The following is an 11529-nucleotide window of genomic DNA, read 5'->3' as shown; positions in this document are numbered from 1 at the left end:
CGGCGGTTGGCGGCCTCGCGCGACGCGGCGGGCCGCCGGGTCGACGTGGTCCGCGTCGCCGTCGTCCTCCTCGTGCGCGGAGCCGTCATCGTCCGACGGCGCGGCGCTGGTCGGGACGCCGTCCGGCGAGCGCGGCCGCACCACCCCCGATGGCGCCGAACAGATGGCCCTGCCACGACACGCCGTCCGCGACGCCGAACACCCCGGCCAGCATGGTGCCGCCGTACAGGCCGACCACGACGACGGCGATCACCGCGTAGAGGATGCGGTGCGACACGCGGCCGGGAGCGAACACCCGCATCACCACGTAGCCGAAGTACCCGAAGACGAGCCCGGAGGCGCCCACGGTCAGCGTGCCGGGGGCGTTCACGAGCCAGGTCCCGAGCCCGCCGACGACCGCGACGATCACGGTGACGGCCCAGAACCGGCGCGTGCCCTCGACCGCGACCAGGCAGCCGAGCACGAGGAACGGCACGGAGTTCGCGATCAGATGCGCCCAGCTCGCGTGCAGCAGCGGGGCGAAGACGATCCCCAGGAGTCCCGCAGGGTCCCACGAGCGGATGCCGAGGCCGCTGAAGGAGCCCGGCAGCACGGCGTCCGCGAACTGCACCGCCCACATGGCCGCGAGCAGCAGCACGGGCGACGCGAATCGCCGCAGCGGATGCTCGGGTCTGGCCGGCGGAGGAACGGTCACCGCTCGATTCTCGCAGGAGCACCCTGCGGCCGGCTGGACGCGGGCAAAAGAAAAGACCCTCCGCGCACCCAGCAGAGCCCGGTTACCCTTGCTGCGTTTCCGCCCTGGGGGAATTGGCCTGGATGCCGCCACGCGGAGAGCCGTCGTCCACTCTACCCGACGCCGACGGGACCCGACGACCGCAGCCCGGCATGGTCCCGCGGGCCGTGCGGAGCGTACGATCGATGCACGCGCATCGTTGCGCCGGACGAGAGGGAACGCATGCCAGAGAACGCCCCCCTGAGCCCGGTCGCGATCGACGCCGACGGATTCGCCGCCCAGACCGCGGCCATCCTCGGCTCGATCAGCCAGGTGATCGACGGGAAGCCCGAGGCCGTGCGCAGCGCCCTCGTCTGCCTGCTCGCCGAAGGCCATCTGCTCATCGAGGACGTGCCCGGCGTCGGGAAGACGATGCTGGCCCGCGCCCTCGCCGCGACCGTCGACGCCACCGTCCGGCGCATCCAGTTCACCCCTGACCTCCTGCCCGGCGACGTCACGGGGGTCTCGGTCTACAACCCCGTCGATCGCGAGTTCGAGTTCAAGCGCGGCGCCGTCTTCGCCCACATCGTCATCGCCGACGAGATCAACCGTTCCTCCCCCAAGACCCAGTCCGCGCTCCTGGAGGCCATGGAGGAGGGGCAGGTCACGGTCGACGGCTCCACGCATCGGCTGCCGGACCCGTTCCTCGTCGTCGCCACGCAGAACCCGCTGGAGATGGAGGGCACCTACGCGCTCCCCGAGGCGCAGCGCGACCGGTTCATGATGCGCATCTCGATGGGCTACCCCGACCCCGCAGCCGAGGCCCTCATGCTGCGGCAGCGTGACGTCGTGAACCCGCTGGCGACCGTGACCCCGGTCGCGGACGCCACCGCGATCTCGCAGCTCATCGCCTGGGCCCGGGCCGTGCACGTGGCGCCCGCACTCGAGGAGTACGCGGTCGCCCTCGCCCAGGCCACCCGCACCGACCCGAGCCTGCACCTCGGCGCCAGCCCGCGGGCCACGCTGCAGCTCGTCCGCGCGGCGAAGGTCTGGGCCGCACTGGACGGCCGCGACTACGTCATCCCGGATGACATCACGGACCTGCTGATCCCCGTGTTCGCCCATCGGCTGCTCCCGGCCCGCGGCGCGCATCGGGCGGGCGCCCAGCCGGTCGAGGCGGCGCTCACCCAGATCGCGGAGCGCGTGCGCGTGCCCGTCGCGACCCGTTCCTGAGGACACCGCCATGCGCCGACGTCGACTGCTCACGCCGCGCGGCACCGGTGCGCTCATCGCCGCGCTCGGATGCGTGATCGCGGCCAACATCCTCGGTGCGCGGATCCTGCTGTACCTCGGGGTCCTTCTGGCCGCGCTCACGCTGTTCGCGGCTCTCGCCGTCCGCCTCCCCCGCCGCTCCGGAACGGTCACCCGGCAGATCTCGACCGACCTCCTCACGGTCTCGGAGACCTCGCGCGTGACGGTCCGCTTCACGCTCCGGGCCCTCCGGGTGCCGCACGGGCTGTGGCACGATGTCCTCCCCTCCGCCGTCACCGGCGACTCGGGAGGCGAATACCCCGCCGACACCCCGCAGCTCAGCTACCTCGTCACCGGCGTGCGCCGCGGCGTCTGGCCCCTGGGGCCGCTCCTGCTGCGCACCGTCGATCCGTTCGGTCTGGCGCAGCGGGAGCAGGCGTTCGGCGACACGCGGACGATCACGGTGGTCCCGGAGGTCTTCGCGCTGACCCCGCTCGCCGTCCGCATCGGCGCGGCGGGCGGCACGGCGCACACCTCCTCCACCCGGCTCGGCCAGGGCAGCGACAACCTCTCGCCCCGCGGCTACGCGCCCGGCGACTCGATGCGCCGCATCCACTGGAGGGCGACCGCGCACCGCGGAGAGCTCATGGTCCGGCAGGAGGAGGAGGAGTCGAGCCCGGACGCCGTCGTCGTTCTCGACCGCTCGGGCAGCGGGTGGACCGCGAATGCCGAGGAGATCGATCCGACGTTCGAGGCCGCGGTCTCGCTGTGCGCATCCGCCGCCCTCCATCTCGCCGCCGAGGGATACAGCGTCGACGTCCTGGACAGCGCGGGCACGCTCCTCGGTGCCCTCCGCGGACACGAGGACGACCGGGACGGCCTGCTGGTCGCGCTGGCGATGGTCACGCCGCGCGGCGAGCGTCGCGACCTCGTCGCCCTGCTCGGCGGGACACCGCCCGGACCGCTCGTCTACGTGACCGGCCGACTGGATGAGGAGGACGCCGCGCTGCTCCGCCCCGCCGGCGCCGCCGCACCGCTCCTCTTCAGCACCGACCCGCTGCCGGGCACCGAGGAGGCCGCCCGACAGCACGGCTGGACCGTGGCGCGACTGGGCACCGACGTCGCCGAGGCCTGGGACGACGCGCTCTCGGCACGGACGGGAGCCGTCGATGTTCCGGGATGAGCGGCCGCGGCCCGCCGCCGTGCCCACCGGCACCCGCCCGCGCTGGCACCGCGATCGGGAGGAGCCGGCCGGGATCCTCGCCCTCGGTGCCCTCGCCGCCCTCGCCGCGCTCACCGCGCTCTGGCCCTTCACCTCGGTCATCGCCCCCGGGGTCTGGTCGTTCGTCGTGACCCTCGTCGTCGTCGCGGTGATCGGCGTCGGCATGCTCGTACGGCATCTGCTGCGCGACCGTCCTGCGACCGTCGTCGGGCTGGTCGCCCTGCTCGCGCAGCTCCTCGTGGCCGTCGGTCTCCTCACCCTGCTCCTCGCGGGAGACACCGCCGTCGCGGGGGTGGTGCCGACGTCCGACACGCTCACGCTGTTCCAGGCCCTCGGCTCCGCAGCGGTCCAGGAGATCGTGTTCGGCTCGGCTCCGCTGGAGGCCTCCCCCGGGCTCGCGGCCGCCCTGGGTGCGGGCTTCGCCCTCGTCGCGATCCTGCTCGACCACCTCCTCGCCCACCGGGCCGCCGTCCTCGCCACCGTCCTGCTGGGGGCCGTCGGCGCGGTGCCGATGATCGTGACGCTGGGACCGCCGAACGTGGCCTGGTTCGCCATCGCGGCCGTCGTGGCCCTCCTCCTGTTCCGGGTCACGGCGCGACGGCACCCCGAGTCCCCGCGCCGCGCCTCGGCGGGTGTCGCGGTCTCCGTCGGGGCGGCCGCCATCGCGACCACGCTCCTCGTGACCCCGCTGCTCCCGGTCGCGTCCAGCATCGCCGGGACCGGGGTCGGCGTCACGGTCGACGCCTCCCTGCGCCTGGGCGACGACCTCCGACAGCCGAGTCCGGTCGAGGTGCTGACGGTGGCCACCGAGGCGGATACCGCTCCCTACCTCCGCCTCACGACGCTCTCCCGGTTCGACGGCCGCGTCTGGCAGCCGGACCGCGGCGACCTCCAGTCCCAGGCGGACGGGTTCGGCGACGCGGAGTGGAGCGAGGACGTGACCGCCGCCGAGCAGACGACCTCGATCCGGGTGCTGCGGATGTCGAGCTCCTGGCTGCCCGTGCCGTATCCGGCCACGGACGTGCAGGGGCTCAGCGCGGCGTGGCGCGTCTCGCCCGAGAACCGCACGTTGTTCTCCCGCCGCGCCGACGCGGTAGGCAACGACTACACCGTGACCTCGCTCCGCGTGACGCCGACGCTGGAGCAGATCCGTGCGACGGAAGCGGCCCCGCCCCGCGAGACCGACGAGGACGAGGAGGTGGAGCTCCCGGCTATCATCCCCGAGCTCGCGGCCGAGGTGACCGCGGACGAGGAGACCGACTACGACCGGCTCGTCGCGCTGCAGGACTGGTTCCGGTCGCAGTTCGAGTACTCGCTGGAGACGCCGGTCGACGAGGGCTTCGACGGCACCGGCGCCGACGCCGTGGCGCGATTCCTCGAAGAGCGGTCCGGATACTGCGTGCACTTCGCCGGCTCCTTCGCGCTCATGGCCGAGAGCCTGGGCATGCAGGTGCGGATCGTGGTCGGATACCTCCCCGGTTCGCCCACCGACGAGAAGCGCGGTGACGAGTCGATCTTCTCGGTGTCGAGCGACCAGCTGCACTCCTGGCCCGAGGTGCTGTTCCCCGGCATCGGCTGGGTGCCTTTCGAGCCGACCGCCTCGCTCGGTGTCCCCACGGCCTTCCGTGCCGGCACCACCGGGGGCGGGAGCAGCAGCGGCCCGGCGACCCCCGCACCCACGACGGCTCCGCAGACCGAGGAGACCTCCGGGCCGGAGGTCGACCGGAGGGATGCGGATGCCGGCTCGACGGACTCCGGGGGGCTGCGCCGACTCGACCCGACGCCGGTCCTCCTCACGACACTCGGTGTCGTGATCGTGCTCCTCCTCCCCGCCGTCGTCCGGCTCCTCGAGCGGCGCCTCCGGATGCGTCGCGCCGCCCACGGAGACGCCGCCGCGGCGTGGGCGGAGCTGCGAGACACCCTGATCGACCTCCGGATCCCCGTCTCGGACGCGGAGAGCCCGCGGATACGTGCCGCCGGGCTCGTCAGGGAGGCAGGTGCGGACGAGGCCGCGTTGGGCCGGTTGGTCACGGCGGTGGAGCGCGCGAACTATGCGCGCACGTCCGCCGCTGCCGACGACCTCGCCGTCCCCCTGCGGGCCGTGCTCGTCAGCCTCCGCGCGCACGTCGCCGGGGGGACTCGGGCCGAGGCGCTGCTGTTGCCGCGGTCGCTCTATGCGCCGCGGGGTTCCGACTCCCGACTCCTGGTCTGACGGTCGGCAGGCGCCGCGGTCAGAGGTGCGCGGCGGACGGCTCCGCGTGCGTCGGGCAGGCGACCGCGTCGCAGTCCGCACAGACGACGAACTGCGCCCGGCAGGAGGGGTCGGGGCAGTTCGCGGTGCGCTTCGTCGCCGCCCCGCATCCCGCGCAGACGCCGATCACCCGCGCGTGGTCCGAGAAGTCGACGGATCCGCGCCCGTCGAAGACGTAGAGCGATCCGTCCCAGAGGCCGTCGTCGCCATAGGTCTCGCCATAGCGGACGATCCCGCCCTCGAGCTGGTAGACCTCACCGAAGCCGCGGGACACCATGAGGCTCGACAGCACCTCGCAGCGGATGCCCCCGGTGCAGTAGGTGACGACGGGCTTGCCCTTCAGGTCGTCGTACACGCCGGAGTCGAGCAGACGCACGAAGTCCCTGGTGGTCTCGGTGTCCGGCACGACGGCGCCGCGGAAGCGTCCGATCTCCGCCTCCAGCGCGTTCCGGCCGTCGAAGAACACGACCTCGTCCCCGCGCTCGGCGACCAGGGCGTGCAGCTCGTCGGGGGTGAGGCGCGCCCCTCCGCCGACGACGCCGTGCGCGTCGACCCGCAGCTCGTCCGGGGCGCCGAACGACACGATCTCGTCGCGCACCTTCACGCTCAGCTTCGGGAAATCGAGGCTGCGGCCCGCCTCGTCCAGTCCGGTGCCCTCGCTCCACTTAATGTCGGTGTCCCGGAAAGGGGCGTAGGAGCGGAACGAACGCGCCCACTTCTTCAGAGCCGGGAGGTCCCCGCCCAGTGTGCCGTTGACGCCGTGCGACGAGATCAGCAGCCGTCCGCGCAGCCCCAGCGCCTCGCCGAGGTCACGCTGCCAGACGCGGATGGCCTCCGGATCGGCGAGCGGGGTGAACGCGTAGAAGAGGACGATCTTGGGGGTGGCCACCCAGGAATCCTACGTCGCCTCCCGTCGCGCTAGCTCACGTCCCGCCGCAGGAACACCACCGCTCCCGCCCCGACCGCGAGCAGGATCCAGCCCGCCGCGATCGGCACCGCCGCGGGCCCGAGCCCCTCGCCCGCGGGGATGCCCAGGGCGGCCACGTCGAACCGGAAGGCGTCGAGCAGGGCGGGAAGCGGCAGATAGACGGCGCCGGCGCTCCAGAACATCGCCGCGAGGAGGCCCACCCCCATCGAGAGGGCGGCGACGAAGAGCGCCGCGAGATGCGCCTGCACGACGATGCCGATCCCCAGACCCCACAGCGCCGCGGCCGCACCGAGGGCGACAGCCGACGCGACGGCCGACGCGTGCACGGGGACGCCGCCCAGGGTGACGAGAAGCGCCGTGTGCCCGCCGACCACCGCGGCGACCGCCACGACCGCGCCGCCCAGCGCCGCGGCGGGCACGCGGACGACGAGCATCGCCCACCGCGACTCCAGCATCAGCCGCTGCGCGACGACGCCGTCCCGCCGGTCGATCGTGTAGCGGAAGGAGCCGTAGACAGCCGCGAGGATGCCGGCGTAGGTCGCGAGCACGGCGTCGAAGGGGGCGGCGAGCTCCTCCCGGGCCGCCGACGGGGCCTCGGCGAGCTCCGCCGGGATGCTCGTCGCCAGGGAGAGCGACAGCAGGAAGGCCGCCAGCGTGACCCCGAGGAGAACGACGTCCCCGGCCGCGCCCCGCGCCTGTGCCCGCAACGCTCGACCGATCACGCGACGCTCCGGCGTCCCCGGACGGCGGCGAGCGCGACGAGGCCGACCGCCCACGCCGTCCCGATGGCGAGGGCGGGCGCGAAGGCGAGCAGTCGGCCCTGGTACTCCGGCACGCTCAGCGCCGCGATGGCCATTCCCGGCGAGAACCGCGCGATCTCGGGCGCCGTCCGCAGCATCGCGAACTCCAGCGCCATCGGGAAGACGAGGACGATGATCGCCGTCGCGTAGTAGTTCCGGGTGATCCAGCCGATCGCTCCGCCGATGAGGGCGCCGAGGACCACGCCGCCCAGAGCCCCCGCGACGATGCGCCCTGCCTCCGCCGTGAACACGAGGCTCAGCCCGTGCCGGGCGAGGAAGACCGAGATGCCGAGCATCCACAGCAAGATGACGACCACGGCCAGCGCGAGGGCGATGACGACGCCGGCGACCAGCTTCCCCGGGAAGGCGCGGCGGAACCCGACCGCCGTGAGTGTCCGGTCCATGGAGCCGTAGTAGTACTCCCGCGTCACGGGGTACGCGCCGACGAACGCCGCCGAGATGACCGACCATGCGAGCGGCTCCAGCAGCCGGGCTGTCGCCGCGCCCGCGTCGAGGCCGTCCACCGCGAGACGGGAGCCGTCGGAGAAGAGCACGAAGGCCGGCATGAGGACCGCGACGAGGTACACGGCCAGGATCGACAGCCCGCTCACCGCGCGCAGCAGTTCGCCCCGGATCACGCCGCTCATGCGGGGGCTCCTTCGACGAGATCGAAGTACCGGCTCTCGAGCGAGTCGGCCCCGCCCGTGACGAGGTCGTCCAGCCTCCCGGCGAAGAGCGCGCGGCGTTTGATGACGACCACCTCGTCCACGACCTGCTCGAGCTCCGGGAGCTGATGGCTGGAGACGAGCACCGTGCCGCCGCGTTCGGCGAAACCGCGAAGGAACCCGCGCAGCCAGCGGATGCCGTCGGGGTCGAGACCGTTGGCCGGCTCGTCGAGGATGAGCGTCCGCGGCGCACCGATCAACGCCGCGGCCAGGCCCAGCCGCTGCGCCATGCCCGTCGAGTAGGTCTTCACACGACGGCGCGCATCGGCGGCGAGGCCCACCTCGTCCAGCACCTCGTCGACGCGGCCGCGCGGCGCACCGGCTGCGAGTCGGCAGATCTCCAGGTGCCGTCGCCCGGAGATGCCAGGCTCGAAGCCGAACCCGTCCATGTGGACGCCGACGTGCGCAGCCGGGTTGTCCAGCGCCCCGAACGGCGCCCCGTCGATCACGGCCTCGCCGTCGGTCGGCCGCACGAGACCGACGATCGCCCGCAGCGTCGTCGACTTCCCCGCGCCGTTCGGGCCGAGAAGCCCCACGATCGCCCGCGGGCACCGCGAACGACAGGTCCTCGACAGCGGTGCGGCGTCCGAACCTCTTCGTGAGGCCGCGTACCTCGATGGCGTGCTGATTCATGGTCATCCTCTCTCCTCCTCGCTCGTGAGAGCTGCCAGCGGCGACGCGACCGCCGCCCAGAGCGCCTGCCAGAGCGGCACCGTGCCGAGCTCCACGCGCGCCTGTCCCGCTGCCGGGAGGGCGCTGCGCTCCCCCGACACCTCCACCTCCGCCACGGCCGTCGCCGGGATCGATGCCCCGGGCGTCCTGACCGGGAAGAGCGCCTCGACCGGCACCTCGATCTCCGTCGCAGGTCGGGTCCTGATCGTCCCCTCGCCGCGGTACTCGCTGGCGAGGATGCCCCGCGTCGACAGGACGACCGGGGCGCCGTCCGGGATGCGGGTGCCGGGATCCCGTCCGCCCTGCACCAGGACCACTCGGTCGTCGTCCACGGAGAACCCCAGCACCGCGGCCGTCGGGACCGGGACGAGGATGCCGGCGGCCACGATTCCGGCCGTGAGCGCGGCGGTCACGCCGACGAGGCGGAACCGCGAGGCACCGGATCGCCACATCCGGACCAGAGCGCGCACCAGGAGGACGACGCCCGCCACGACCACGACGGCCTCCAGAGCGAGCACGAAGAGGCTCGCCGCCGGGCCGGCTCCGTCGAGCAGCTGCGCGGTCCGGACGACCGCGAACAGCACCATGACGACCGGAGCCGTCAGGCAGCAGAGACCGAACGGCACGCTCCACCACCGCTCCAGCGCCCGCGGCTGCCGCGGCGCCCCGAACACGAGGCGGGCGAGGAAGCCCGCGCCGTCGCGGATCGACCTCCTCCGGAGATTCGGCTCGTCCAGGGCGCTCATCAGGGCGAGGTACCCGTCGAAGCGCACGAAGGGGATCAGGTTCACGAGCACGACGACCGTGCAGGAGATCGCGAGGAGCAGCAGTGTCTCGCGGGCCGCCGACGACGGCAGGGCGAGAGCGGCGAGCATCGCCACCGCCGCCACCGTGGCGTGGACGGCGGGGCCGGCCAGGGCGATCGCCACACGATGCCGTCGGTCGGGGAGCCGCCAGCCGTCCGTGACATCGACGAAGAAGGCGGGCGTGAGGTACAGGAGCATGAACCCCGCGCGCCGCGGCCGGCCTCCCAGCCGGGTGAGGGTGAGCCCGTGCGCGGTCTCGTGGACCAGGGTCGCGAGACCGAGCGCCACGACGACGAGGGCGAAGCCGGCGAGCGGCACCGGACGAGCGAGCACGTCACCCAGCTCGCCGAGGTGCAGGGCCGCGCCGACGATCCCGGCACCGACCACCGCCGCGACGATCGCGAGGACCGCACGACGCGGGACGGGCACGACCACACGGTCGAGACGCGCGAAGAGCGCGGACGCGCCGAGGGTCGCGAACTGCACGGTGAACGGCGGTCGATACGTGACCCGACCGGGCAGCCGGGACGCACCCCCGTCCAGGAGCCCGTTGTCGCGGAAGCGCTCCATCAGTCGCAGCACGCTCTCATCGGTCTCCCCCGCCGCGAAACGGGCGCGCAGCGCGGAGACCGCGGTGCGGCCGTCCATCGCCGTCAGCAGGTCGACGACCGGTCGGGACAGCCGCGCCGACGGCACGCCCTGGACAGTGGCGAGCCACCCGGAGCCCTCCGCCGTCGGCTCGAACGCGACGCCGGCGGCCAGGGTCGGACACGACTCGGCGGTGAGGGCGTCCCGTCCTCGTCCGCGACGTCGCCACACGGCTCGTGGCCCTGCCGTCGTCATCGCCCGCCCCTTCCATCCTCGGCGCGGGTGGTGGTGAGGAGGAGGATCTCCACACCGACGGGCGTCCGCACCGGGGACGTCTCGGGCACCGCGAAACCGGCCTCGACGAGTTCGTCGGCGAGGAGTCGGGGGTTCAGCACGTGCAGGCGACTCGTGAGGACCGGCACCTCCGCGCGCGGGGCGATGTCCGCGAGGCGGACCCAGTTGACCAGCCGCACGGCGCCGTCGTCCTCGATCTGCTGCGCGAAGAGGTAGGGCTCGTCTCCCGCGCTGCCGGGGACCGTGATCTCGCGGTCGGTCGGGAGTGCGAGAGCGTCCGCCGACGCCCCGTCCGCGATGGTGAGGGCGAAGACGCCGGCGGAGGCCAGATGACGTCGAACGCCCGCGTAGAGACGCGCCCGGTCTTCGCCATCGAGCAGCGTGATGGAGGTCGCCCCGAGGACGACGAGGCCGAAGTGCTCCCCGAGCGCGAGGTCGCGCATGTCCGCCACGACGCACTCGACGGCCGCCCCGTGCGGCACGGCGCCGCGGAGGCGCGCGAGCATGTCCGCGGAGAGATCCACCGCCGTGACGCGATGCCCCGAGCGTGCGAGCGGGATCGTCAGCCGTCCGCTGCCCGCGGCGAGGTCCAGCACGGGTCCGGAGGCCGTGTGCGCGAGCCCCAGGACCTCGCGGATCTCGGCTCGGTCCGGGCCGACGAGCCGGTCGTAGAAGTCGGTGCCGGCTCCGGCGTACAGGTCCTGTGCCCTGGCGGTCGCGCCGACGAGGTCGAGCCGTGCCGCCACGGTCTCGGTGATCAGGGACGTCATCCGTGCATCGCCTCTCCTCGGCTGGATGGTCGGGGGGGGTGCGGGCGGACGATCCCGCCCGCACCCGCTGTCAGGTCGCGATGGCGGCGGCTCCGCCGATGATCGCGATGATGTAGCTCGCGTGCTCCCACCACTCGAGCGGGGTGTCGATCTGTTCGAGTTCCAGGAACTCCAGCGACGTGGACTGCACAGTGCACCTCCTAGGTCAGAGCGAGAATTCCGATGATCACGCCCACGGCGAAGCCGCGGATGTAGTCATCGGCATCGCCCGGCGCGTCCATGGCCTCGAGTTCGGTGAACTCGAGCGCCGGCAGTGCTGCGGTCATGCGTCCCTCCTTCCTTTCTCCGATCGGGTGCTGCCGGACGGCATCACGTGGCGGCTGCCGCACCGATCCCGATGAGGACCAGCGCGCCGATCACGCCCTGGTAGAAGCTGTCCCAGCTGGGCGCCTCCATCGGGTCGAGCTCCTGGAACCGGATGCTCATCTCCGTGCTTTCGTTCATTCCCAT

General features: G+C 73.2%; 13 protein-coding genes and 1 other RNA gene. 3 read left to right on the top strand and 11 right to left on the bottom strand.

All coding sequences use genetic code 11. The features are described 5' to 3' along the window. Positions 1-85: 85 nt before the first annotated feature. Together AC2W7E_RS09385 and ffs are read right to left on the bottom strand one after the other, a co-directional pair. Positions 86-694: a rhomboid family intramembrane serine protease gene (locus tag AC2W7E_RS09385; protein WP_060922551.1), complete on the bottom strand. Its 609-nt coding sequence runs from the start codon at positions 692-694 to the stop codon at positions 86-88. A gap of 48 nt (positions 695-742) precedes the next feature. After that, positions 743-839: signal recognition particle sRNA small type (gene ffs, locus AC2W7E_RS09380), an RNA gene on the bottom strand. 116 nt (positions 840-955) lie between these two features. Between ffs and AC2W7E_RS09375 the strand changes: the two genes are divergently transcribed. Genes AC2W7E_RS09375 through AC2W7E_RS09365 form a run of 3 tightly spaced genes read left to right on the top strand, consistent with a single transcriptional unit; the run spans position 956 to position 5397 of the window. Continuing rightward, positions 956-1945, top strand: coding sequence for an AAA family ATPase (locus AC2W7E_RS09375; RefSeq protein WP_085606278.1), 990 nt, complete (start codon positions 956-958; stop codon positions 1943-1945). Positions 1946-1955: 10 nt separating this feature from the next. Then, positions 1956-3146 carry a DUF58 domain-containing protein gene (locus AC2W7E_RS09370; protein ID WP_085606280.1) on the top strand — a complete coding sequence of 397 codons (1191 nt, stop codon included), beginning with the start codon at positions 1956-1958 and terminating at the stop codon, positions 3144-3146. Further along, the gene (locus AC2W7E_RS09365) at positions 3133-5397 is read left to right on the top strand and encodes a transglutaminase TgpA family protein (protein WP_485988978.1); all 2265 of its coding nucleotides are present in this window, start codon (positions 3133-3135) and stop codon (positions 5395-5397) included. Before AC2W7E_RS09370 ends, AC2W7E_RS09365 begins: the two co-directional genes overlap by 14 nt. Positions 5398-5416: 19 nt before the next feature. Here the strand turns inward: AC2W7E_RS09365 and trhO are convergent, their stop codons facing one another. From trhO to mpaA1, 9 genes are all read right to left on the bottom strand, one after another. Further along, positions 5417-6325, bottom strand: coding sequence for an oxygen-dependent tRNA uridine(34) hydroxylase TrhO (gene trhO, locus AC2W7E_RS09360; RefSeq protein ID WP_085606284.1), 909 nt, complete (start codon positions 6323-6325; stop codon positions 5417-5419). Positions 6326-6354: 29 nt separating this feature from the next. Continuing rightward, entirely contained in the window at positions 6355-7086 is a 732-nt protein-coding gene (locus tag AC2W7E_RS09355; RefSeq protein WP_485988977.1) for a hypothetical protein, read from the bottom strand. Then, complete coding sequence (locus AC2W7E_RS09350) at positions 7083-7811, bottom strand: ABC transporter permease (RefSeq protein ID WP_485988976.1); 729 nt, start codon at positions 7809-7811, stop codon at positions 7083-7085. The genes AC2W7E_RS09355 and AC2W7E_RS09350 overlap by 4 nt, the downstream gene beginning before the upstream one ends. Next, positions 7808-8425 (bottom strand): ATP-binding cassette domain-containing protein, encoded by a 618-nt coding sequence (locus AC2W7E_RS09345; RefSeq protein WP_485988975.1) that lies wholly within the window; start codon positions 8423-8425, stop codon positions 7808-7810. Before AC2W7E_RS09345 ends, AC2W7E_RS09350 begins: the two co-directional genes overlap by 4 nt. A gap of 99 nt (positions 8426-8524) precedes the next feature. Further along, on the bottom strand, positions 8525-10210 hold the full coding sequence (gene mpaP / locus AC2W7E_RS09340) for a daptide biosynthesis intramembrane metalloprotease (protein ID WP_485988974.1): 1686 nt from the start codon (positions 10208-10210) through the stop codon (positions 8525-8527). Continuing rightward, positions 10207-11019, bottom strand: a complete 813-nt coding sequence (mpaM, locus tag AC2W7E_RS09335) for a daptide-type RiPP biosynthesis methyltransferase (protein WP_485988973.1) — start codon at positions 11017-11019, stop codon at positions 10207-10209. Before mpaM ends, mpaP begins: the two co-directional genes overlap by 4 nt. A 70-nt stretch (positions 11020-11089) precedes the next feature. Further along, a complete protein-coding gene (gene mpaA3 / locus AC2W7E_RS09330; RefSeq protein ID WP_301178377.1) occupies positions 11090-11209 on the bottom strand; it encodes an MpaA3 family daptide-type RiPP in 120 nt (39 codons plus the stop codon). Positions 11210-11219: 10 nt separating this feature from the next. Beyond that, positions 11220-11345, bottom strand: a complete 126-nt coding sequence (gene mpaA2 / locus AC2W7E_RS09325) for an MpaA2 family daptide-type RiPP (RefSeq protein ID WP_257721411.1) — start codon at positions 11343-11345, stop codon at positions 11220-11222. Positions 11346-11388: 43 nt separating this feature from the next. Beyond that, the gene (mpaA1, locus tag AC2W7E_RS09320) at positions 11389-11475 is read right to left on the bottom strand and encodes an MpaA1 family daptide-type RiPP (protein ID WP_374209022.1); all 87 of its coding nucleotides are present in this window, start codon (positions 11473-11475) and stop codon (positions 11389-11391) included. Positions 11476-11529 lie beyond the last annotated feature (54 nt).

This window comes from Microbacterium sp. CFSPD4_SD4 (genome assembly GCF_057364585.1).
The sequence above is the reverse complement of the archived record's forward strand: the minus strand, read 5'-3'. Positions and strand labels throughout refer to the sequence as shown.

Coding starts and splice junctions, on each gene's coding strand:
- mpaA1 (WP_374209022.1), bottom strand. CDS start 11,475: ATGGAGGCGCCCAGCTGGGACAGCTTCTACCAGGGCGTGATCGGCGCG.
- AC2W7E_RS09370 (WP_085606280.1), top strand. CDS start 1,956: ATGCGCCGACGTCGACTGCTCACGCCGCGCGGCACCGGTGCGCTCATC.
- mpaP (WP_485988974.1), bottom strand. CDS start 10,210: ATGACGACGGCAGGGCCACGAGCCGTGTGGCGACGTCGCGGACGAGGA.
- mpaA2 (WP_257721411.1), bottom strand. CDS start 11,345: ATGACCGCAGCACTGCCGGCGCTCGAGTTCACCGAACTCGAGGCCATG.
- AC2W7E_RS09350 (WP_485988976.1), bottom strand. CDS start 7,811: ATGAGCGGCGTGATCCGGGGCGAACTGCTGCGCGCGGTGAGCGGGCTG.
- AC2W7E_RS09375 (WP_085606278.1), top strand. CDS start 956: ATGCCAGAGAACGCCCCCCTGAGCCCGGTCGCGATCGACGCCGACGGA.
- AC2W7E_RS09365 (WP_485988978.1), top strand. CDS start 3,133: ATGTTCCGGGATGAGCGGCCGCGGCCCGCCGCCGTGCCCACCGGCACC.
- mpaM (WP_485988973.1), bottom strand. CDS start 11,019: ATGACGTCCCTGATCACCGAGACCGTGGCGGCACGGCTCGACCTCGTC.